Source organism: Streptomyces sp. (genome assembly GCF_019510245.1).
In the GTDB taxonomy this organism is placed as follows: domain Bacteria; phylum Actinomycetota; class Actinomycetes; order Streptomycetales; family Streptomycetaceae; genus Streptomyces.
Genome location: NZ_JAEKKT010000117.1, coordinates 114,274 through 135,836 on the forward strand (window position 1 = coordinate 114,274; position 21,563 = coordinate 135,836).

General features: G+C 73.2%; 21 protein-coding genes and 1 pseudogene. 11 read left to right on the top strand and 11 right to left on the bottom strand.

Annotated features, from left to right (window positions below; translation table 11 throughout):
* Nucleotides 1–105: 105 nt before the first annotated feature.
* Both JF597_RS08970 and JF597_RS08975 read right to left on the bottom strand, forming a co-directional pair.
* Entirely contained in the window at nucleotides 106–1,305 is a 1,200-nt protein-coding gene (locus tag JF597_RS08970) for a glycosyltransferase (protein WP_293991488.1), read from the bottom strand.
* 168 nt (nucleotides 1,306–1,473) lie between these two features.
* The gene (locus JF597_RS08975; RefSeq protein ID WP_293991490.1) at nucleotides 1,474–2,022 is read right to left on the bottom strand and encodes a sigma-70 family RNA polymerase sigma factor; all 549 of its coding nucleotides are present in this window, start codon (nucleotides 2,020–2,022) and stop codon (nucleotides 1,474–1,476) included.
* A gap of 46 nt (nucleotides 2,023–2,068) precedes the next feature.
* On the opposite strand from JF597_RS08975, the gene JF597_RS08980 reads away from it, so the two are divergent.
* The 5 genes and pseudogenes from JF597_RS08980 (at nucleotide 2,069) to JF597_RS09000 (ending at nucleotide 7,614) form a co-directional block, all read left to right on the top strand.
* A complete protein-coding gene (locus tag JF597_RS08980) occupies nucleotides 2,069–3,463 on the top strand; it encodes a serine/threonine-protein kinase (protein WP_293991492.1) in 1,395 nt (464 codons plus the stop codon).
* A gap of 129 nt (nucleotides 3,464–3,592) precedes the next feature.
* Entirely contained in the window at nucleotides 3,593–4,303 is a 711-nt protein-coding gene (locus JF597_RS08985) for a DUF4232 domain-containing protein (protein ID WP_293991494.1), read from the top strand.
* Nucleotides 4,304–4,493: 190 nt separating this feature from the next.
* Nucleotides 4,494–5,746: pseudogene (locus tag JF597_RS08990) on the top strand (hypothetical protein).
* A gap of 80 nt (nucleotides 5,747–5,826) precedes the next feature.
* On the top strand, nucleotides 5,827–7,086 hold the full coding sequence (locus JF597_RS08995; RefSeq protein ID WP_293991754.1) for an arsenic transporter: 1,260 nt from the start codon (nucleotides 5,827–5,829) through the stop codon (nucleotides 7,084–7,086).
* A gap of 39 nt (nucleotides 7,087–7,125) precedes the next feature.
* A complete protein-coding gene (locus JF597_RS09000) occupies nucleotides 7,126–7,614 on the top strand; it encodes a universal stress protein (RefSeq protein WP_293991756.1) in 489 nt (162 codons plus the stop codon).
* 12 nt (nucleotides 7,615–7,626) lie between these two features.
* Here the strand turns inward: JF597_RS09000 and JF597_RS09005 are convergent, their stop codons facing one another.
* Both JF597_RS09005 and JF597_RS09010 read right to left on the bottom strand, forming a co-directional pair.
* Nucleotides 7,627–9,495 carry an RICIN domain-containing protein gene (locus JF597_RS09005; protein WP_293991497.1) on the bottom strand — a complete coding sequence of 623 codons (1,869 nt, stop codon included), beginning with the start codon at nucleotides 9,493–9,495 and terminating at the stop codon, nucleotides 7,627–7,629.
* Between the two features lie 413 nt (nucleotides 9,496–9,908).
* Entirely contained in the window at nucleotides 9,909–10,805 is an 897-nt protein-coding gene (locus JF597_RS09010; RefSeq protein ID WP_293991499.1) for a helix-turn-helix domain-containing protein, read from the bottom strand.
* 69 nt (nucleotides 10,806–10,874) lie between these two features.
* Here JF597_RS09010 and JF597_RS09015 point away from each other — a divergent pair, with 69 nt between their 5' ends.
* The gene (locus tag JF597_RS09015) at nucleotides 10,875–11,657 is read left to right on the top strand and encodes a phytanoyl-CoA dioxygenase family protein (protein ID WP_293991502.1); all 783 of its coding nucleotides are present in this window, start codon (nucleotides 10,875–10,877) and stop codon (nucleotides 11,655–11,657) included.
* 211 nt (nucleotides 11,658–11,868) lie between these two features.
* Here the strand turns inward: JF597_RS09015 and JF597_RS09020 are convergent, their stop codons facing one another.
* The 3 genes from JF597_RS09020 to JF597_RS09030 form a co-directional block, all read right to left on the bottom strand.
* Nucleotides 11,869–12,807 carry an aldo/keto reductase gene (locus tag JF597_RS09020; protein ID WP_293991503.1) on the bottom strand — a complete coding sequence of 313 codons (939 nt, stop codon included), beginning with the start codon at nucleotides 12,805–12,807 and terminating at the stop codon, nucleotides 11,869–11,871.
* Nucleotides 12,808–12,903: 96 nt separating this feature from the next.
* A complete protein-coding gene (locus JF597_RS09025; protein WP_293991506.1) occupies nucleotides 12,904–13,437 on the bottom strand; it encodes a flavoprotein in 534 nt (177 codons plus the stop codon).
* A 21-nt stretch (nucleotides 13,438–13,458) separates the two neighbouring features.
* Entirely contained in the window at nucleotides 13,459–13,917 is a 459-nt protein-coding gene (locus JF597_RS09030; RefSeq protein WP_293991508.1) for a nuclear transport factor 2 family protein, read from the bottom strand.
* Between the two features lie 88 nt (nucleotides 13,918–14,005).
* Between JF597_RS09030 and JF597_RS09035 the strand changes: the two genes are divergently transcribed.
* Nucleotides 14,006–14,557: a TetR/AcrR family transcriptional regulator gene (locus JF597_RS09035; RefSeq protein ID WP_293991510.1), complete on the top strand. Its 552-nt coding sequence runs from the start codon at nucleotides 14,006–14,008 to the stop codon at nucleotides 14,555–14,557.
* Between the two features lie 3 nt (nucleotides 14,558–14,560).
* Here the strand turns inward: JF597_RS09035 and JF597_RS09040 are convergent, their stop codons facing one another.
* Complete coding sequence (locus JF597_RS09040; RefSeq protein ID WP_293991512.1) at nucleotides 14,561–15,238, bottom strand: NAD(P)H-dependent oxidoreductase; 678 nt, start codon at nucleotides 15,236–15,238, stop codon at nucleotides 14,561–14,563.
* Between the two features lie 69 nt (nucleotides 15,239–15,307).
* Here JF597_RS09040 and JF597_RS09045 point away from each other — a divergent pair, with 69 nt between their 5' ends.
* Nucleotides 15,308–16,192, top strand: a complete 885-nt coding sequence (locus JF597_RS09045; protein ID WP_293991514.1) for a sigma-70 family RNA polymerase sigma factor — start codon at nucleotides 15,308–15,310, stop codon at nucleotides 16,190–16,192.
* Here the strand turns inward: JF597_RS09045 and JF597_RS09050 are convergent.
* Entirely contained in the window at nucleotides 16,189–16,389 is a 201-nt protein-coding gene (locus JF597_RS09050) for a ferredoxin (protein WP_293991516.1), read from the bottom strand. The genes JF597_RS09045 and JF597_RS09050 overlap by 4 nt on opposite strands.
* A 12-nt stretch (nucleotides 16,390–16,401) precedes the next feature.
* Nucleotides 16,402–17,643 (bottom strand): cytochrome P450, encoded by a 1,242-nt coding sequence (locus JF597_RS09055; RefSeq protein ID WP_293991518.1) that lies wholly within the window; start codon nucleotides 17,641–17,643, stop codon nucleotides 16,402–16,404.
* A gap of 293 nt (nucleotides 17,644–17,936) precedes the next feature.
* Between JF597_RS09055 and JF597_RS09060 the strand changes: the two genes are divergently transcribed.
* Together JF597_RS09060 and JF597_RS09065 are read left to right on the top strand one after the other, a co-directional pair.
* Nucleotides 17,937–18,560, top strand: a complete 624-nt coding sequence (locus tag JF597_RS09060; protein ID WP_293991521.1) for a LysE family transporter — start codon at nucleotides 17,937–17,939, stop codon at nucleotides 18,558–18,560.
* Nucleotides 18,561–18,692: 132 nt separating this feature from the next.
* Nucleotides 18,693–19,133: a nitroreductase family deazaflavin-dependent oxidoreductase gene (locus JF597_RS09065; protein ID WP_293991524.1), complete on the top strand. Its 441-nt coding sequence runs from the start codon at nucleotides 18,693–18,695 to the stop codon at nucleotides 19,131–19,133.
* A gap of 134 nt (nucleotides 19,134–19,267) precedes the next feature.
* On the opposite strand, the gene JF597_RS09070 is transcribed toward JF597_RS09065, so the two are convergent.
* Nucleotides 19,268–20,221 (bottom strand): cation diffusion facilitator family transporter, encoded by a 954-nt coding sequence (locus JF597_RS09070; RefSeq protein WP_293991758.1) that lies wholly within the window; start codon nucleotides 20,219–20,221, stop codon nucleotides 19,268–19,270.
* 311 nt (nucleotides 20,222–20,532) lie between these two features.
* Between JF597_RS09070 and JF597_RS09075 the strand changes: the two genes are divergently transcribed.
* Nucleotides 20,533–21,549, top strand: coding sequence for a glutathione S-transferase C-terminal domain-containing protein (locus JF597_RS09075; RefSeq protein ID WP_293991526.1), 1,017 nt, complete (start codon nucleotides 20,533–20,535; stop codon nucleotides 21,547–21,549).
* The last annotated feature ends 14 nt before the right edge of the window (nucleotides 21,550–21,563 follow it).

Sequence of the window (21,563 nt, forward strand, 5' to 3'; positions counted from 1 at the left end):
CGGACGGACCGCGGGGCCCTCGTGGCCGGTCGCGCCGGTCCGGCGGACCGCGCACCGGCGCAGCTCGCGCCCCTCACGGGGCACAGCGGTGGCCGTGTGCGCTGCTCAGGCGCCGTCGAGGAGCAGCCGTGCGGCCACGGCCGCTCCGTCGGTGCGCACCATGCCGGCCACGGCGGTCGCACGGGCCCGGGTCGCGGGGGTGAGGGCGGTCGCGAGCGCGGCCGAGAGGGACTCGAGGGTCGGGGTCGGGCCGGCGTGGGCCGCGCCGATGCCCAGTTCGGCCACCCGTGCGGCCCAGTGCGGCTGGTCCACGACCTGGGGAACGACCACCTGGGGCACCCCGGCCACGGCGGCCGTCGTCGTGGTGCCCGCACCCCCGTGGTGGACGACGGCGGCCACCCGGCGGAACAGGGCCTGGTGGTTGACCTCGCCGACGGCGAAGCAGTCGGCGCCGTCGCCCGGGCCGAGGTCGGCCCAGCCGCGGCCGACCAGCACCCGGCGGCCCTGGGCGCGCACCGCCTCGACCGCCACCCGGGCCGCGTCGGGCGCACCGCGCATGGCCATGCTGCCGAAGCCGACGTACACCGGCGGTGTGCCGGCCTCCAGGAACGCCACCAGGTCGTCCGCCAGCGGGCGGTGGTCCGGCAGCAGCCAGGCCCCGGTCTGCACCAGGTCGAGGTCCGTCATCTCCCGCCACGGGGCCAGTGCCGGGTCGGCCGCCAGCCACGGCCGGTCGGTGAGGACATGGTCGCGGACGTTGTCCACCGGGGGCAGGCCGAGCGCGGCCCGGTGGGTGTTCAGCGCCTCGCCGTACAGGGCGTTCACCCGCTCGGCGTCCACCTTCCACAGCGTCGGCAGGTCGGCGTCGGCCGGGGCCGGGCGGCCCGGCCGGCGCGCCGGCGGGAAGCGCGAGGACGGCAGTCCGGCGGTGTGGTAGCAGGCCAGCACGTAGCGGATGCCCAGGTTCTCGGCCACCGACCGCGCGCCGGCCGGCATCAGGCCGCTCGCCACCAGCGCGTCGCATCCCTCGGCCGCCGGGCCGACCGTGTCGAAGTGCGCGGCCACCAGCTCGGGCGCGAGCTTGAACGCGTCCTCCGGCGCCGGGTTCGGCCGGGTCACCAGCGCACGCACCGACGGCCCGAACGGCACGTGCGGCACGCCCGCACGGGCCAGCAACTCCGCGAACTCCTCGTCCGGCGGGGCGCACACCCGTGCCTCGGCGCCGAGCCGGCGCAGCGCCACGGCGAGTCCCGCCAGCGGTTCCACGTCGCCACGCGACCCATATCCCATCAACAGCACACGCATGTCGCGCATCCCCCAAATACCGCGGTCCCTGGCTTCGGCCTGCGATTCTGCGGGACGAGGGGGGCCTTGCGGCAAGCCCCCCCGTGCGCTATACGTTAAGAAGGGAGAGGAGAAGAACCTCTCCTGCCGTGTCTGCCCCGGGCCGCCGATGTGCGGCCCTTTCTGCTGTCACGGCGCGCTCAGCCAGGGCCGGACCTGCTTACGGGCCTCGTGCAGCCGGGACTTCAGGGTGCCCAGCGGGATCCCCACCCGCTCGGCGACCTCGGCGTAGTCCAGCTGGCAGATGTCCCGGTAGACGAGCGGCGCGACCAGCTGCGGATGCTCCCGCTCCAGCCGGTCCAGCGCCTCCAGCAGGTCGATCCGGGACCCGGCGATCACACTCGTCGTACGCGGGTCGACGTGCGCGGTGGGTTCGATGGCCGCCGGCTGCTCCGCCGCCCGCCGCTTGAGGTCCCGGTACTTCTGCCGGGAACAGTTGGCGACGACCGTGTACAGCCAGGTGCTGAAGCGGCTGCGGCCCTCGAAGGTGGAGATCTTCCGGGAGATCTGGAGCAGTACGTCCTGGGCCGCCTCCTCGGCGTCCTCCCGGCACGGCAGGAACCGCCCGCAGCGCCGTACGACGTCCGGCCAGACCTCGGAGAGCAGCTGGTTGAGGGCCGCCTGGTCGCCGACGGCGGCCCGCCGGGCGAGGTCTTCGGTCAGCGCGGCGTCCGGCACGGGAGGTCCCCCTCGAAGTCGATCTCAGGACAGGCATGATAGTCGTATGCAACCCCTGGAGCGGATCGGCCGCTATCGCCTCGAACGGCGCCTGGGCACCGGTGCCTTCGGGACGGTCTGGCTCGCCCACGACGACCAGCTGGACGCCCCGGTCGCGGTGAAGGTGCTCGCCGACAACTGGTCCCACCGCCTCGACATCCACGACCGCTTCCTGTCCGAGGCGCGGCTGCTGCGGAGGGCCGACTCCAAGCGCGTGGTGCAGGTCTACGACATCGGCGAACTCCCGGACGGGCGACCGTACTTCGTGATGGAGTACGCCGACGCCGGCACCCTCGCCGACCTGCTCGGCGGCGGCCCGCTCCCGATCCCCGACGCGCTGCGGCTGACCGCGCTGGCGGCGCGCGGCGCGGCGGACCTGCACGGGGCGGGCATCGTGCACCGGGACATCAAGCCGACCAACGTGCTGCTGCGCACCGCGCAGGACGGCACCCGGCGGGTGCTGCTCGCCGACCTGGGTCTGGCGAAGAGCCTGGCACAGGCGTCGGGGCTGACCCTGGCCGCCGGCTCGGCGGGGTACCAGCCGCCGGAGCAGGCCGAGCCCGGCGAGGGCATCGACGCCCGCGCCGACGTCTACGCGCTGGGCGCGGTCGGCTACGAGCTGGTCACCGGGACGGTGCCGGCGGCGCCCGGGAGGGTGGTCCGGCCGGAGCGGCTGCGGCCGGATCTCGGGGAGGACGTGCAGCGGGCGCTGATGCGGGCCCTGGAGCCGGACCGGCAGCGCCGCTGGCCGTCCGCGCAGGCCTTCGCGGACGAGCTGGACCGGCTGGCGGCGGCCGCGGCGGCCCGCCGGCCCCGGCGCCTGGACGGGGTCCGCAGGCGGCTCAACACGGTCACGCTCATCGTCGCCGCGGTCCTCGCGGCCGGCGGCACCGCCCTCGCGGTCACGATGGTCGACCGGAACGGGGCGCAGGACGGGACGCGGGTCGCCGACTCCACCGGGCGGGTGGTGGCCCGGGTGCCGTCCGGGTGGGCGGGCGAGCTGCGGAACTCCGGCTGGAACCCGCAGGCCCTGGGACTGGCCTCCGGGCACGAGCCGGGCCTCGAGGTCGCCGACGACGTGTCCGAGTGGCAGGACCTGACGACCGCGGTGAACGGCGTCTTCATCGGCGTGAGCGAGCACGGGGACGTCACCGCCAAGGTGAACGCCCTCTCCCACACCGGCTGCCACTACGACGGCAGCCGCGCCTTCACCGGCACCGGCTGGAAGGGCCGGGTCCGGAGCTGGAGCGGCTGCTCCGGCGCGGGCGGTTCGGTCCAGGAGGTGGCCCTGAGCCCGGCCGACGGGGACAGCCGGCCCCAGGTGTACGTGCAGGTCCGGCAGAAGGGCGCCGTCGACGAGAGCGCCACCGACGGCATACTCCGGTCCCTTCGGGTCACCTGACCCGGTGACTTCCGGCGTGCCCCCGAACTTTTCCGCCGTTTCTCGCATCGGATGGGGAGTGACGGCGCACGGAGCGCCTCCGGCACGCCTCGCGGGCGTGCCACGACACATCCAGGAGTGGTGAGACACATGGCGCACACGTCCCAGTCCTTGCGGCGCGGGGCGGCCCTGCTCGCGAGCACGGTCGCCGCCCTGGGCCTGCTGACCGCCTGCGGCAACGGCGGCCAGGGCAAGTCCCCGGAGTCGGTGTCGGGCACGGCCGCGCCCGCGACCGGCAACGCGTCGAGCGCGGACGGCTCGGGCACCTCCGCCGTCCCGTCCGGCACCGGGTCCTCGCCGGCCTCGCAGACCGGCGGCTCGGCGACGGGCGGCGGCTCGTCGGCCGGGGGCACCACGACCGGCACCGCCACCTCGGCCGGTGCCCGCTGCCACACCTCGGAGCTGGCCGCCTCGGTGGGCGGCAACAACCCGGGGGCCGGCCAGGAGAACTTCCCGGTCGTGCTCACCAACAGGTCGGGCCGCACCTGCACCGTGCGCGGCTTCCCGGGTGCCGCCTTCGTGAACGCGGCCGGCACCCAGCTCGGCCCCGATCCGCAGCGTGCGTCCGGCAGCACCCCCGCAACGGTCACGCTCAAGCCCGGCCAGAGCGCCTGGGCGGGGCTGACCTTCTCCAACCCGGAGATCAGCGGCGCCAAGACGGCGACCCCGGCCGCGCTGCTGGTCACCCCGCCGGACGAGAAGGACTCGCTGAAGGTCGCCTGGAAGAACGGCGCGGTCCCGGTCTCCGGGAACGCCTCCTCGGTGCGGCTGACCGTGTTCAGCGCCGGTACCGGCGCCTGACCGCCCCCTGACCGGACCCCGCTGCCCACTCCCCCGGGCAGCGGGGTTCGTCATGTCCGGGCCACGAGTGTCACAGGCGTGCAACACGCGCGGCCGGCTCCGATCTTTTTCGCCGGACCGCCCATCGAACCCGTCGACCACACAGCAACGCGGCTCCCTGAGGGGCCGGGACGACGGAATCGGGGCGGACATGAGCGGCATCTCTCGCAGGCGGGTGCTGACGGCGGGCGCGACGGCAGGGGCCCTGGGCGCCCTCTCCGCGTGCTCGAACGGCAACTGGTCGCTGGGCGGCAGCAGCTCGGCCGACGGCGTGAAGGACGCCGGCAAGAACGGCAGCGTGCCCGCCAAGCCGCTGAAGCTCATCGGTGACGGCTCCACCGCCGACACCGGCGCGCAGCCGCACCAGCCGAAGGCGACGCGGATGGCGCCCGGCACCAAGCCACCGCAGTTCGTGGTGTTCTCCTGGGACGGCGCGGGCGAGCTCAGCAACCAGCTGTTCTCCCGCTTCCGGAAGGTGGCCGCGGACCACGGCGCCAAGATGACGTTCTTCCTGTCCGGCATCTACACCCTGAGTCCAAGAAGGACCTCTACCGTCCCCCGCAGCACCCGGTCGGCGCCTCCGCGATCGGCTACCTCTCCGACCGGCACATCCACGCCACGCTCCAGCAGGTGCGCGCCGCCTGGCTGGAGGGCCACGAGATCGGCACCCACTTCAACGGGCACTTCTGCGGCTCCGACGGCGTGCGCAACTGGTCCCCCGCCGAGTGGCGCAGCGAGATCGACCAGGCCATGGACTTCGTCACCCGGTGGAAGACGAACACCGGCTTCACCGACCTGGAGCCGCTGCCCTTCGACTACCGCAAGGAGCTGACGGGCGGCCGCACCCCGTGCCTGGAGGGCCAGGCCAACCTGCTGCCCACCGCGGCGGCGCTCGGCTGGAAGTACGACGCCTCCTCCCCCGGCGGCCTGCAGATCTGGCCGGGCAAGGTACAGGGCAACCGCATCTGGGACTTCCCCCTGCAGTCCATACCGTTCCCCGGGCACTCCTTCCAGGTCCTGTCGATGGACTACAACATGATGTACAACCAGTCCGCCGGCAATCCGCTGGGCGACAAGGCCCAGTACGACGCCTGGCGCACCCAGGCCCGCGACAGCTACGTGGCGGGCTTCGAGCGGGCGTACACCACCAACCGGGCGCCGTTCTTCATCGGCAACCACTTCGAGCGCTGGAACGGCGGCATCTACATGGACGCCGTCGAGGAGGCGATCGGCACGATGGCCCAGCACGACGACGTGCGCTTCGTGTCCTTCAAACAGCTGGTGGCATGGCTGGAGGCGCAGGACCAGGCGGTGCTGCGCAAGCTGCGCACGCTGAACCCGGGCCAGGAGCCCACGGGCGGCTGGGGGGAGTTCCTGGGTGCGGCGGCTACCCCGTCCTCGTAAACCGGGTCCGTCTGCTTTCATCTGCTTTCATCTGCTTTCATGGGTGGGCCGTACTTGATCACGCCTCCGAGGGACGCGCCCTGAACACCCCGCTCGCCGAGACCCTGTCCGTCCTCCTGCTCGCCGCCGTCCTCGCCTGGGCCGTGATCCGGCCCCGCGGCTGGCCGGAGGCGGTGCTCGCCGTACCGGCGGCCGGCATCGTCGTCGCCACCGGCGCGATCTCCCTCGACCACGCGCGGGCGGAGGCCGAGCAGCTCGGGCCGGTGGTCGGCTTCCTCGCCGCGGTCCTGGTACTGGCCCACTTCTGCGACGTGGAGGGCCTGTTCCAGGCCTGCGGGGCGTGGATGGCCCGCTGGTCGGGCGGGCGGCCGGTGCGGCTGCTGACCGCGGTGTTCGCGCTGGCGTCGGTGATCACGGCCGTGCTCAGCCTGGACGCGACGGTGGTGCTCCTGACGCCGGTGGTGTTCGCGACCGCGGCCCGGTCCGGGGTGCGGGCGAAACCGCACGTCTACGCCTGTACGCATCTGTCGAACACGGCCTCGCTGCTGCTGCCGGTGTCCAACCTGACGAACCTGCTGGCCTTCGCGGCGAGCGGGCTGAGCTTCACCCGGTTCGCGGCGCTGATGGTGCTGCCCTGGCTGGTGGCGATCGGCGCCGAGTACCTGGTGTTCCGGCGGTTCTTCGCCCGTGACCTGTCCTCGGCGGCGCCGGGCTCCGAGGACACCGGCGAGCCGCCCCGGCTGCCGGTGTTCGCACTGGTGACGGTGGCCTGCACGCTCGCCGGGTTCGTGCTCACCTCCGCGGTCGGCATCGACCCGGCGTGGGCGGCCTGCGCGGGTGCGCTGGTGCTGGCCGGGCGGGCGCTGCTGCGGCGGCGGGCGACGCCGCTGACGGTGGTGACGGCGGCCGCGCCCGCGTTCCTGGCGTTCGTGCTGGCACTCGGGATCGTGGTGCGGGCGGTCGTCGACAACGGGCTCGCGGACGCGCTCGGCCACGTGCTGCCGGGCGGGACCGGGCTGCCGGCGCTGCTCGGCATCGCCGCGCTCGCCGCCGTCCTCGCGAACATCGTCAACAACCTGCCGGCGGTGCTGGTGCTGCTGCCGCTGGCCGCCCCGGCCGGGCCGGGCGCGGTGCTGGCCGTGCTGCTCGGGGTGAACATCGGCCCGAACCTCACCTACGCCGGGTCGCTCGCGACGCTGCTGTGGCGCAGGATCGTGCACCAGCACGACCACGGCGTGGACCTCGGGGAGTTCACCCGGCTGGGGCTGCTCGCCGTGCCGGCCGCGCTGTGCGGGGCGGTGGTGGCACTGTGGGGGGCGCTCCAGGTGGTCGGGGTCTAGTCGGGTGTCCAGTCGGGATCTAGCTGGGAGGCCATGGAGATGCGGGTGATCGTCTGGCTGGTCGAGGGGACCTGGCCCGCCTGTGTGGACGCGGTGCGCGGCTACGCGCCGGACGCGTCCGAGGTGGTGCTGCTGCACGTCGACGAACCGGGGGTGGCCGGGCTCGCGCACGGCGCCTTCGCGGGGCTGCTGGGCCGGGCCGGCTCGGAACCGGATCCGGAGCGGCGGCTGGTGGAGCTCGGCGGGAGCTCGGCGGCTCAGTTGCTGGACGCGGCCGAGTCCCGGCTGGGGCGGCCCTGCACCCGGCTGGAGCGGGCCGGCCGGGTCGAGCGGGAGGTGGTGGCCGCCGCCGGCGACGCCGACCTGCTGGTCCTGGCCCGGGACGGCGACCGGTCCCGGCTCGGGCCGCACAGCCTGGGCAGGGCGGCGCGGTTCGTCGTCGACCACGCGCCCTGCCCGGTGCTGCTGGTGTGGCCGGAGGGGGCGCCGGATCTGACGACGATGCCGCCTCCGCCGCCGCGCCCCTGACCCGGCACGGGCTCAGCGCCCGTGGTAGCCCCCGCCGCCGTAACCACCGCCGCCGTAACCACCGCCGTAGCCGCCACCGTAACCACCGCCGCCGCCCCAGCCGCCGCCGTACTGGCCGCCCCCGGAGCCGTAGCAGTAGCCCGGGTACTCGGCGCACGGGTCGTAGCTCGGGGTGCTCGACCGCGTCGGCTGCGCGGTGGTCCTCGACGCGGTGGGCGTGGGCGTGGCGGGCTTCGCGGCCTTGGTGGTCGGGGTGGCGGCCGCGGCCGGCGTCGGGGTGGTGTCGGCGTCCCAGTTGACGACCTGCATCTGCAGGTCGGGCTGGGAGGTGTCCATCACCCAGCGCTGGGCGCCGGCGTTCGTCCGGTTCTTTACCACCAGCGCGCCGCCGCCGTCGGTGGCGGCGGGGGCGAGGGCCAGGTCCTGGTCCCAGCGGGGCACCAGGGCGCCCTGGAGGGTGAAGTCGTAGTGGACGCTCTTGGCCTTGGTCCCGGTCGCCGCCGTGCACGGGACGAGCCGGACGGAGTAGCCGAGGTGCGAGTCGAGGCACAGGCCGGGGGCCGCGGCGTTGCGCAGCAGTCCGTCGCCCTCGTACGTCCACTGCTGGCTGGCGACCGAGGAGCACTCGGCGAGCTCGGTCTCGGCGCCCTCGACGGCCTTCTTGCCGACCACGCCGATGCACAGGCCGGAGGCGATGTTGTGGAGCCGGCCGCGCAGCGTGCCCTGGGTGGTCCGGCTGGTGCCGACCCAGGACGGGCCCGAGGTGGCGGACCCGGCCGGCGTGGCGGACGGCTTGGCGGCGGCCGAGGTGCTGTCGTCGCCGGAGCCGAGCACCGACCACAGCACCAGCGGCAGCACGACCAGGCCGCTCACCGTGGCCACGGCCACGGTGAGGTTGCGGCGGCGGGCCCGGCGGGCGGCCCGCTGCCGGGCCCGGCGGGAGGCGGCGGGATGCACGACCAGGCCCTTGCCCGGGGCGGCCGACGGCGCGAACGCCTCGCCGCCCGCGAGCCCTCCGGCGGGAGCGGTCTCGGGCTCGGTGGGCTCCTCGGCCAGGCCGGCCCGGGACTCCATGTAGGCCCGGGCGCCCCAGCCGAGCACGGCCTCGGCGAGGGCGACGCCGAGGCCGCCCCCGTTGAACTGGTGGAGCTGGTCGGCGGTGTACCGGCAGTGCTTGCAGCCGTTCAGGTGCTGCTGGAGGTCCCGGTCGACGTCGATCCCGCCGCGCCGGAAGGTCACGTCGATCATCCGGACGTAGCGCTGGCACTCGTCCTCGTGAGCGAGTTCGCGGTGCACCTGGATGCACTCCTCGCGCATCCGCTCGCGGGCCCGGCGCAGTTCGACGTGCGCGTCCTGCTCGTCCATGCCCAGCAGTGCGGCGGGGGCCGCCAGGGGCTCCGACTCGACCTCGGTGTGCCACAGCACGGTCCGAGAGGACGGGGTGAGGCGCTGGAAGGCCCGGGAGAGCAGCCGCCGGTTCGCGGGCGGAAGCAGCCGGGCGGCGGCCCGCTCGCCCTTGCCGGCGCGCAGCTGGGGGTGGAGCAGTTCGCCGCGGCCGTCGTTGTCCCATTCGGCGGCGATACGGCGCACGGTGACGAGGAGTTGGGGGCGCCAGGCAGCGGTCGGGCCGGCCTGGCGGAGGGATTCACCGAAGAGCCGGGTGAATGCGGCAGTGGTGAGCATTCCCGCACCGCGCGTCCCGTCGGTGCACAGACGGGCGTAGGCGAAGGCCGCTTCCCAGTGCCGGTCGAGAAGCTCACCGACGGGGTGCAGGGCGGGCGCCGTGCCCGTCCACTGCTTGAGCTCGGCGCTGAGCTGCTCGTCGGTGACGTCGAACGGCCGGGCGGGGGTAGGGGAATTCCCCAGGCCTGCGTCATTCACGGCGGCATTCCTTCCAGACGCAACGCGGGATTCGGCCCATACCGTCTGGTATGCGACCGGTGGGCGGCCCGGCCGACACCGAGGCCGGATGGGCGTGTTGGGGGGTTCGGCACGCGGGGAGCGGCCTCGCGCACGCGGCGGTCGAAAATAATTGTCCGCATGCCGACACGCCACACCTTTGCACAGGCCAGCAGGGCAGAACAAGAGATCTCGGGGTTTTACGCATTGCCCGGCGGCTGCGCTAATTTGACGAAACGTCAATGCCGGAGCCGACTCATTGTCTCTGTATCGACATCGCAATTGACGCAAGGATTCGGGGCCGACGGTCCTGGTATCGGCGCAACCATTGAACCACGCCCCGACCTGCGCAAGCCGCCCGGCCGACGCCACCCCGGAACCAATAGCCGGGTGAATTAACCGCGTTCACCGGCACGGTAGGCGCCGGGCGGGACACCGTATCTTTCTCGGAAAACCCGGTTGAAGTGGAACGGGCTGGGAAATCCGGACGCGGCGGCGACCCGCTCGACGGTCAGGTCGGTGCCCTCCAGCAGCCGGGCGGCGTGTCGCAGCCGCGCCTCGCGCAGCGCCCGCATGGGCGGCACCCCGGTCCGGCCGGTGAAGAGGTGGGCGAACCGGGACGGCGACAGCGCGACACACGCGGCGAGCGAGCGCACCGTGTGCGGGGCGCCCGGATCGGCGGCGATCAGCTCCTCGGCGCGGCGCACCCGCGGGTCCTCGGTGGCCCGGCCGGGCGCCGCCGGGTGCGGACCGGCGGTGGCGAGCAGGACGGCCTCCTCCAGGGCGCACAGGGCGAGTTCGCGCGCCGCACTGCCGTGCGCGACGGCGACGGGGGCGTCACCGGGGGCCGGGGCGGGCGGCGCGCCGGAGCCGGTCCAGCGGGAGTCGGCGAGCACGCGGTGGAAGGCCGCCTCGATCCGGGTGTGGGTGCCGTGCGGGGCGGCGACGGCGTACACGCCGTCGCCGAGGGCACGCGGTGCCAGCCACGGGGTCCAGTGGGGGCGGATCTGGCAGTGGGTCCACCAGAACCGCCAACGGCGCGCGCCGGGCCCGACGGCGTAGCTGTGCGGGACGCCCGGGGCGAGGACGACGAGATCGCCGGCGCGCGCCGGGGTCTGCACGGCCCCCTGCCGGAGCAGGCCGCAGCCGTCCGTCGTCCAGGTGATCAGCCAACTGCTCGCGCCCCCGGGTCGGTTGATCCGGTAGCCGGGCCCCTCGTCGTAGCGGCCGGTGACGACCGTGCCCGGCGGCGGGGCCGGGACAGCAGTGCCGGGCAGCTCCGCAGCGCTCATGGGCATCCCCTCCGTGGTGGCGTCGGCCTAGCGTGACAGGTCCGGGGCACCGGACCGAGGAGGGCGGCCATGACAGCCACAGGCATCGACACCACGGACGTGCGGCAGTTCGAGGAGGACGGGTTCACCGTCGTACGAGGGTTGTTCGGGTACGACGAGATCGAGCGGCTGTGCGCGGAGTTCGAGGCGCTGCACGCGGCGGGGCGGGTCGTGCCGGGGCACTTCGAGCCGAAGCCGACGGGCGATCCGCTGCAGCGGTTTCCGCGGGTGATGCAGCCCCACGAGATCAGTGCCCTCGCGCGTCGGTTCCTGCTGGACGAGCGGCTGCGGGTGGTCCTGGAGGCGCTGTTCGGGGAGGAGGTGCTCGCCGCGCAGAGCATGTTCTACTTCAAGCCACCGGGGGCCCGGGGGCAGGCGCTGCATCAGGACAACTTCTATCTGCGGGTGGAGCCGGGGACGTGTGTCGCCGCGTGGGTCGCCTGTGAGGCGATTGACCGGGAGAACGGCGGCCTCGAGGTGGTGCCGGGGACGCACCGGATGGACCTGTTCTGCCCCGAGGAGTCGGATGCGGAGCTGTCGTTCGCGCGGGAGTACGTGGCACCGCCGGAGGGGCTCGCGGCGGTGCCGGTCGACATGGGGCCGGGGGACGTGCTGTTCTTCAACGGGAGTCTGGTGCAGGGGTCCCAGCCCAATCGCTCCGCTGGGCGCAGCCGACGGTCGTTCATCGGGCACTATGTGGGGCGGTCGGCGGAGCGGATCGGGGGGTACTACCGGACGTTGTCCATGGGTGGGGAACCTGTTCCTCTGCTGGAGAGCGAAGGGGGCGGTCCGTGCGGGACCGAGCGGTTGTGATGCGGGTGCGGGTGCGGGTGCGACGTGGTTGCTCGCGCAGTTCCTCCCCCAGCGCCCCTTCAGGGGCGTCTCAGTGAGCTTCTTCAGCCGCCCCTCCGGCGAGTGAGGAACCACTGGGCGTTGACGACGTTGGTGAGCAGGGCGACTGCCGACGTGCCGGCCCGGATCGCGACGCTGCGCGTCACCCGATCGGTGGCCGTTCTGAAGAAGCTCAGTGACCGGAGATCGGATGCGGGCCGTAAGGCTCCTGCAGCTCTTCGAGTTCCTTGTCGCTGAGTGCCAACTCGACGGCTGCCACGGCGTCCTCCAGGTGGTTCGGTTTCGAGGCGCCGATGATCGGGGCGGTCACCGTGTTCTGGTGGAGCAGCCAGGACAGGGCCACCTGGGCGCGCGGGACGCCCCGGTCGCCGGCGATGCGGGTGACCGCCTCGACGATCGCGCGGTCGCCCTCCTGGTAGAGGCGGTTGCCGAAGTTGTCGTTCGCGCTGCGCTCGGTGACCGTGCCCCAGTCGCGGGTGAGGCGGCCCCGGGCCAGTGGGCTCCACGGCAGCACGCCCACGCCCTGGTCGGCGCAGAGCGGCAGCATCTCGCGTTCCTCCTCGCGGTAGAGGAGGTTGTAGTGGTTCTGCATGGACACGAACTTGGTCCAGCCGCCCAGCTCGGCCGTGTACTGGGCCTTGGAGAACTCCCAGGCGTACATCGAACTCGCCCCGATGTAGCGCGCCTTGCCCGCCTTGACGACGTCGTGCAGCGCCTCCATCGTCTCCTCGACCGGCGTGGCGTGATCGTAGCGGTGGATCTGGTAGAGGTCGACGTAGTCGGTGCCGAGGCGGCCGAGGCTGTGGTCGATCTCGGTGAGGATCGCCTTGCGGGACAGCCCGCCGCCGTTGGGGCCGGGGCGCATCCGGCCGTGCACCTTGGTGGCGAGGACGATCTCGTCGCGCCGGGCGAAGTCGCGCAGCGCCCTGCCGACGATCTCCTCGCTGGTGCCGTCCGAGTAGACGTTGGCGGTGTCGAAGAAGTTGATGCCCGCCTCCAGCGCCTGCCGGATCAGCGGGCGGGTCGCCTCCTCGTCGAGGGTCCACTCGTGGGTGCCGCGGTCGGGCAGGCCGTAGGTCATGCAGCCGAGGCAGATGCGGGACACGTCCATACCGGTGCGGCCGAGCTTCAGATCACGTCGTACAGAGGCGAGCGTACGTCGGCCGGCCGGCCGGTCTCCTGTCGTGGCGGTGGTTATCGGACGGTGTCAGGGCCGCTCCAGCAGGTCCAGTGCCTGTTCCCAGGCGAACGCGGGGCGCCCGCCGTCCGCTTCGGTCTCGCCGGCGTAGGGGTCGCCGAAGCGGACGCCCAGCGCGCCCAGCCGGGCCAGGCTCTCCTGGTAGGCGGGGTGTGCGGCCAGCGCGCCGGCCACGCAGGGCAGGACCGCGATCGGGACGTCGAGCCCCAGGGCCTCGCACAGGGTGCCGACGGCGAGGGTGTCGGCGAGCCCGGCGGCCCACTTGTTGACGGTGTTGAAAGTGGCGGGGGCGACGACGACGGCGTCCGGCGCCGGGAAGGGGCGCGGTTCGGAGGGGCGGCGCCAGGCCGACCGGATCGGACGGCCGGTGCGCGCCTCCGCCTCCGCGGTGTCGAAGAAGCCGGTCATCGCCACGGGCGTGGCGATGACCCCGACCTCCCAGCCGCGTTCCTGGGCCGCGGCGATGAGCCTGCCGACGCCCGCGGCGATGCCGGCGGCGCAGACGACCAGGTAGAGGAAGGGCTTGCGGGGCTCGTCGGTCATCCGGGAACCCTATGCGGGGGGCTACCGGAGCGGGAAGGACAGGCCCCGCTCGGACTCCGGGCGCGGACCGTGGATCCGGCGCTCGTGCTCCTCGATCCGGACGTCGTTGATGCTGGCCTCGCGCCGGGTCATGAGTCCGTGCCCGTCGAACTCCCACAGCTCGTTGCCGTGCGAGCGCCACCACTGGCCGTCCGTGTCGTGGCACTCGTACTGGAAGCGGACCGCGATACGGTCGCCGTCGAAGGCCCACAGGTCCTTGCGGAGCGCGTAGTCGAGTTCGCGGGCCCATTTCGCGGTGAGGAACTCGACGATCGCGGCGCGGCCGGTGACGAAGGTGCCGCGGTTGCGCCAGACCGAGTCCTCGGAGTAGGCGAGCGCCACCCGCTCGGGATCGCGGGTGTTCCAGGCGTCCTCGGCGGCCTGGACCTTCTGGACTGCGGTCTCCCGGGTGAAGGGCGGCAGGGGCGGTCGGTCGGCCATGGTCTCCTCCTCGACGAAGGGAGAACGTGCGTTCTCCAGGTCGCTGCTACCGTAGGAGAACGCACGTTCTGCCGTCAAGGAGTGGCCCATGGACAGCGCGGTCGCGCGCGAGCAGGCTCTGGACGCCGCCGAGCGGCTGTTCTACGGGCGCGGGGTGCAGTCCGTCGGCATGGACGACATACGCGGCGCCTCCGGCGTCTCCCTCAAACGGCTCTACCAGCTCTTCCCCGCGAAGGAGCAGCTCGTGGAGGCCTACCTGGAGCGGCGGGACGTGCGCTGGCGACAACGGCTCGCCGAGCACGTCCGGCGCCACGAGGACCCCCGGGAGCGGCTGCTCGCGGTCTTCGACTGGCTGGAGGGATGGTTCGGGGAGGCGGACTTCCGGGGGTGCGCCTGGATCAACGCGTACGGCGAGCTCGGCGCCGTCTCCCCGCGGGTGGCGGCCCAGGTGCGGGGCCACAAGCAGGCGTTCCGGGACTACGTCGCGGGGCTGGTGGCCGACGCCGGGCTGGACGCCGCGCTCACCGGGCCGCTGTTCCTGCTCGCCGAGGGGGCGATGGTCACCGCGGGCGTCGCCGGGAGCGCGCAGCCCGCGGCGGAGGCCCGCGCGGCGGCCCGGGTGCTGCTGCGCGCCGGGTGAGGGTCAGCGCATCGCGGCGAGCCGCAAGAGGGCGGTGCGGGCCTCGGCGAGGGAGGCGGCGGCCGCTTCCTCCTGTCCGGCCAGGAAGGGCAGCACGTCGACGCGCGTCAGCTCGGCGGCGAGCGGATGGAGGTGCTCGGGCCGGACGCCCAGCCGGCCCGTCCAGGCCTTCAGGTACGGGGTCTGGAAGTCGAAGGCCGCCCGCCCGGTGTCCGGGCCGTAGGCCCCGCCGCGCGCCAGGACGGCCACCACCCGGGTACCGGACAGCAGGCTCTCCCCGGTGTCCGGGTGCACGAAGGCGCCGGGGAAGGTCACCCGGTCGATCCACGCCTTGAGGGCCGCGGGCACCGCGAAGTTGTACATGGGGACGCCGAGCAGCACCGTGTCCGCGGCGGCCAGTTCGGCGATCAGGGGCAGGGTCTGTTCCCACTCGCGGGCCTCGGCCGGGCTCTCGATCAGCGCGGGCACCTTGGCGGGCGGCACGAAACCCTCGCGCTCCACCCGGCGGCCCAGGGTGGTGTAGGCGCCGGTGAGCGGCGGCACCGGGGTCGCGGTCAGATCCCGGTGGCGGTACTCCCCCACCGGGTGCCCGGCGCGCCAGGCGCGGGCGAAGCCGGCGGTGAGGCGCCTGGTCACGGAGTCGGCGGTCGCGTCGGCACTGGAGTCGATGTGCAGCAGCATGGGGTGGTCACCTCGGTCGGTCCGGATACGTCGACGGGGTGACGGAGTACGGGACGGAAAGGTGACCCCATGGACCGGCACGACGAGCTGGCGGCGGAGTTCGAGGCGCGGCGCGGGCGGCTGCGGGCGATCGCGTACCGCATGCTGGGCTCGGCCGGGGACGCCGAGGACGTGGTCCAGGAGGCCTGGCTGCGGCTGAGCCGTGCGGGCGGCGCCGGCATCGGCAACCTCACCGCCTGGCTGACGACGGTGGTCTCCCGCATCTGCCTGGACGTGCTGCGCGCCCGCGCCGCCCACCGCGAGGAGCCGTACGGCGAGGACCTCCCGGAGCGCGCGGCCTGCGACGGCCCCGAGGACGAGGCCGTGCTGGCCGAATCGGTGGGGCTCGCCCTGCTGGTGGTGCTGGAGAGGCTGAGCCCGGCCGAGCGGGTGGCGTTCGTGCTGCACGATGTGTTCGGAGTGCCGTTCGAGCAGATCGCGGCGGTCACCGACCGCTCGCTGCCGGCCGCGAAGAAGCTCGCCAGCCGGGCCCGGCACAAGGTCCGGGGCACGCCCGCGCTGCCGGCCGCCGAGCAGGAACGGCACCGCGGGGTCGTGGAGGCGTTCCTGGCCGCGGCCCGGGGCGGTGACCTGGGCGCGCTGCTCGGCCTGCTCGCCCCCGACGTGGTCCGGTACGCCGACCCCGCGGCCCTGCCGCCGGGCAGGGCGACGGAACTGCGGGGCGCGCGTGCGGTCGCGGAGGGCACGGTGCTGCTGCGCGACCGCGCCCGGTTCGCCGTACCGGCCCTGGTGGACGGCCGGGTCGGCCTCGTGGTCGCCCCGCGCGGACGGCTGCTTCACGTCCTGCGGGTCACCGTCGAGGGCGACCGGGTGACCGCGTACGAGGTGGTCGCCGACCCGGTGCGGCTGCGCGGGCTGGAGGTGGCGGTGCTCGACGTGCCGGCGGCTGCCTAACCCGTCGGTTCCCCGACCGTGATGGCGTGCACCGGGCAGGCCCGGGCCGCCTCCTTGACCAGCGGGTCGCCGCCGCCGTCCGCCTTGCCGGGGAGCAGCGCGCTGAAGCCGTCGTCGTCCTGGGTGAAGACGTTGGGGGCGGTCAGGGCACACTGCCCCGCGCCGATGCAGACGTCCCTGTCGATCTCGATGTGCATGGCAGGAGCCTCTTACCAGGTCACGGGGAGTTCCAGCATCCCCTGGATCGTGTCGCCGGGTTTGAAGGGAATCTCCTCCGGCGGTGCGGCGAGCCGCAGGTCCGGGAGCCGCTCCCACAGGGTGCGCAGGGCGATCTCCAGCTCGGTGCGGGCCAGGTTCTGGCCCAGGCACTGGTGGACGCCGAAGCCGAAGGCCACGTGGTGGCGGGCCGGGCGGTGCCAGTCGAGGGTGTCGGGGTCGTCGTACACGGACTCGTCGCGGTTGATGACCGAGGTCGCGAAGAGCACGCCGTCGCCCTTGCGGATGGTGGTGCCGTCGATCTCGATGTCCTCCAGGGCGACGCGCAGCAGCCCGTCGGCGATGGACAGCATCCGCATCAGTTCCTCGACGGCGGCGGGCACCAGCGCGGGGTCGGCGCGCAGTTCGGCGAGCCGCTCAGGCTGCTGGAGCAGGGTGAAGGTGCCGAGCGAGATCATGTTGGCGGTGGTCTCGTGCCCGGCGACCAGCAGGATGAGGGCGAGCGAGACGACCTCCTGGCGGTCCAGGGCGCCCGCGCGCAGCCGCTCGTGGACGAGGTCGTCGAGGACTCCTTCGCCGGGCGCCTCGTCCCGGCTCTTGCGGTCGGCCAGGTCGCCCAGGTAGGCCTCCAGCTTGTCGCGCGCGTCCAGGGAATCGGCGGGCGCCGGACCGCGCAGCAGCCGCCGGGACTGTGCCTCGAAGAACTCGTGGTCGGCGTAGGGAACGCCGAGCAGGTCGCAGATGACCATGGACGGCACCGGCAGCGCGAAGGAGCTCACCAGGTCGGCGGGCGGCCCCTCGGCGATCATCCGGTCGAGCAGCCCGTCGACGATCCGCTGGATGGCGGGCCGCATCCCGGTCGCGCGTTTGAGGGTGAAGTCCGGGATCAGCATGCGGCGCTGGATCTGGTGCTCCGGGTCGTCGAGGCCGAGCAGGGCGACCTGGCGGCGCTCCCGGGCCACCGCGAACCGGGCGTTCGGCATCGGGAAGTCCTCCCGCCGGCGGTCGCTGGAGAGCCGGGGGTCGGAGAGCAGCGCCCGGGCCGCGCCGAGGCCGGTGACCGCCCAGGCGGTGCGGCCGTCGTAGAGACGGACACGGGACAGCGGGGTTCCGTTCCGCAGCGGGTCGTAGCCGGTGGGCGGGTGGTAGGGGCACGTGCGGTCCTGCGGCCAGGCCACGGGGTCGGCCCGGCCGGCCGGAGGGATGGGTTCCGTCAGGTCCGTAACTTCGTTCATGGAAGACCTCGCAGACGAGTGTCGTACGTCGTGCCGATCTTCATTAGATGCTCGGGGCACCTATGGGGCGACCGGAAGTTCGGCCAGATCGCTGCGCCGGGTGATCTGGCCGAACCACGTTCGGCCGGGGGACGGTTCCGCGCCGAAATTCGCTTGCCGGTGCGGCGACGCGGGCCCCAGGATCTGCGCATGAACTCTCCTGACGCCATCGTGCCGCTGACCACCGCGACCGTCCGTCGGGTGCGGGTCCAGCAGCAGCCGGGGCGTCCCTGGAGGCCCGAGCCCGCACGCGCGTGACGGCCGCGCTCGTCGCCGGCCTGCTCGCCGGGTACGGGATCGCCGTCCCGGTCGGCGCGGTCGGCACATATCTAGTGTCCCTCACCGCTCGCACGTCACTGCGGACCGGCGCCTGCGCCGCGCTCGGTGTGGCGAGCGCCGACGGCCTGTACGCCCTGCTCGCCACGGTCGGCGGCGCCGCGCTGGCGGCGGCGCTGCTGCCGGTGCTGGCGCCGCTGCGCTGGGTCTCGGCCCTGGTGCTGGTGGCGCTCGCGGTGCGCGGCGCGGCGGTCGCGCTGCGCCAGTACCGGGAACGGCGGCTCACGACCCGGGCCGAGCGGCCGGTACCCGGCCCCGGACGGGCGTATCTCGGCCTCCTCGGGATCACGCTGCTCAACCCCACGACGGTGATCTACTTCGCCGCCCTGGTGGTCGGCACGCGTTCCGCCGAGGCGGTACGGCCGCTGGAGCAGGGTGTCTTCGTCCTCGCGGCCTTCGCCGCGTCCGCGAGCTGGCAGCTCCTGCTGGCCGGCGGCGGGGCACTCCTCGGCCGCGGCCTGACCGGCCACCGGGGCCGCCTGGTCACGGCGCTGCTGTCGAGCGGCGTGATGCTGGGGCTGGCGGCCCGGATGGTGCTGTGACCGGGCCGGCGCCCGGTGCCCACGGGGCGCGGGCGGGATACCGGCACGGGACCGGTGTCGTACGGATGATCCGGGGCACTTCGCGTGTTGAATCATCACGTCATTCCTGGAAACGACGAGGGGACGGACCTCATGCCTCTTGAGGGCGAGTACGAGCCCAGCCCGGCCGCCTGGGTGCGCGAGCAGGTCGAGTTGTACGAGAGCTCGGGCGGGAAGGAGGGCACGACACTGATGGACACGGGGTTGCCCGTCATCCTGCTCACCACCCTGGGTGCGAAGAGCGGCAAGATCCGCAAGACGCCGCTGATGCGGGTGGAGCACGACGGGAAGTACGCCGTGGTCGCCTCGCAGGGCGGCGCGCCCAAGCATCCGGTCTGGTACTTCAACATCAAGTCACACCCGGTCGTCGAGCTCCAGGACGGGCCGGTCAAGCAGGACATGACCGCTCGTGAGGTCACCGGTGCGGAGAAGGCCGAGTGGTGGGAGCGGGCCGTCGCGGCGTATCCGCCGTACGCCGACTACCAGAAGAAGACCAGCCGGGAGATCCCGTTGTTCGTGCTGGAACCGAAGTAGCCGGAACCGGACCACCCGGAACCGCAGCAGGGGAATTGGCGGTTCCGGGAATTCATTCCGGCCGGGGACCGTCGGAATTTAGAAAAATCTGTTTCGGGGAGGCATGAACCGGCTTCGGCCCGGGCAGCCGAATATCAGGCCCCGCCGCGTTCCCCCGTCGCGGCGGGGCTTTCACGTGCCTCCTGCGCGGAGCGGTCGGTCACGTCCAGGAAGACCTGGTCGGTCTCGTGGAACCTGTCGGCGAGCGTCCCCTTGATGCGCACCAGGACCTCCTCCACGTCCTCGCTGTCGAGGCCGGGCACCAGGTCGACCCGGGCCGCGACGAGGGTCGATTCGAGCCCCATCTGCATCGTGAAGAGCGCCTCCACACTGTCGATCTCGGACTCCGCTTCCAGCAGCTCGCGGATCCTGGCGCTGAGTTCCGGATCCGCGGCCTCCCCGATCAGCTGGTCGCGGGCGTCGGCGCCCAGCCGGTAGGCGACGTACACGAGCAGGGCGCCGATGGCCAGCGACGCCGACGCCTCCCAGGCGACCTGGCCGGTCACCATGTGCAGGACCATGCCGACGATCGCGAGGCAGACGCCGAGCACCGCGGTGCCGTCCTCGGCGATCACCGTGCGCAGCGCCGGATCGCGCAGCCCGCGGTCCTCCCCGCGGGCCTGGTGCAGCGCCCGGATCAGGGACGCGCCCTCGGCGAGCAGGGAGATGCCCAGTACGACCAGTCCGGCCACGTAGCCGCTGAGCTCTTCGTCCGCGCCGTTGCGCAGCGCCTCGACCCCCTGGAAGAAGGAGAAGCAGCCGCCCATGACGAAGATCCCGACGGCCGCGAGCAGGGCCCAGAAGAAGCGCTCCTTGCCGTAGCCGAAGGGGTGCCGGGTGTCCGGCGGGCGGCGGCTGCGGCGCAGGGCGGCCAGCAGGAAGACCTCGTTCAGGCTGTCGGCGACGGAGTGCGCGGCCTCCGACAGCAGCGCCGGCGAGCCGGCCACGACCCCGCCGACGGCCTTGGCGGCCGCGATCACCAGATTGGCGGCGAGCGCAACGAACACGGTCACGCGGGTCCGGCGATCGGCCGTCGGCTGCCCCGACAGCTTCTGCTCCGAACGCTCCCGCTCCGGCCGCTTCCGATCCGAGTGTTGCTGAACAGACTGTTTCGGATCCGACTGTGTGTGGTCCGACTGTTTCTGGTCCGACTGTTTCGGTTTCAGATTCCCACGCTTCCGGTCCGGCTGCTTCTGTTGTGGATGCTTCTGATGCAGATGCTTCTTTGACGGTGTCCAGCCCACGCCCGCCGACTGCCCCGACGCGCGCTGATCACTCCGTGCGAGAGGCGGAAATAGGGGAACGCATTTCCTCAGGCCTCCCGATCGACCGTAGGGCGGCCCCCGGGCAAGGAGGACGCATGAGCGGCGGCGACGGCAACAGCGCGCTGGGACACAAGGCATTCGACCGGTCCCCCAGCCACTTCAGGGACCGGATCACCGCGGACGGCCGGGACGGCTGGCCGGTCGCGGCCGGGCGCTACCGGCTGGTGGCCAGCCGCGCCTGCCCGTGGGCGAGCAGAGCGGTGATCTCCCGGCGGCTGCTCGGCCTGGAGGACGCGCTGTCGCTCGCCGTCACCGACCCGATCCAGGACGACCGCAGCTGGCGCTTCACCCTCGACCCCGGCGGCCGTGACCCGGTGCTCGGCATCCGCTACCTCAGCGAGGCGTACGACCGCCGGGAGACCGGCTACCCGGGCGGGGTGAGCGTGCCCGCCGTCGTGGACGTGCCGAGCGGGCAGCTGGTCACCAACGACTACCAGCGGCTGACCCTGGACCTGGCCACCGAATGGACGGCACTGCACCGGGACGGGGCGCCGGACCTGTACCCCGCACGGCACCGGGACGAGATCGACGCGGTGATGGCGGAGGTGTACGAGGACGTCAACAACGGGGTCTACCGAGCCGGTTTCGCACACGAGCAGAAGAAGTACGAGGAGGCGTGCGCCGGGGTGTTCCGGCGGCTGGAACTGCTCGCCGGGCGACTGGCCGGGCGGCGCTACCTGGTCGGGGACACGATCACGGAGGCCGACATCCGGCTGTTCACGACGCTGGTGCGGTTCGACGCCGTCTACCACGGCCACTTCAAGTGCAACCGCCTCAAGCTCACGGAGCAACCGGTGCTGTGGGCGTACGCCAGGGACCTCTACCAGACGCCGGGATTCGGTGACACCGTCGACTTCGACCACATCAAGCGGCACTACTACCAGGTCCACACCGGGATCAACCCGACCCGGATCGTCCCCCTCGGCCCGGATCTCGCCGGGTGGCTGACGCCCCATCACCGGGAGGAGCTCGGCGGCCGGCCCTTCGGGGACGGGACGCCGCCCGGCCCTGTGCGGGCGGCCGAGGAAGTCGCGGTCGCGGGTCGGCCCTGAGAAGGCGGAGGCAG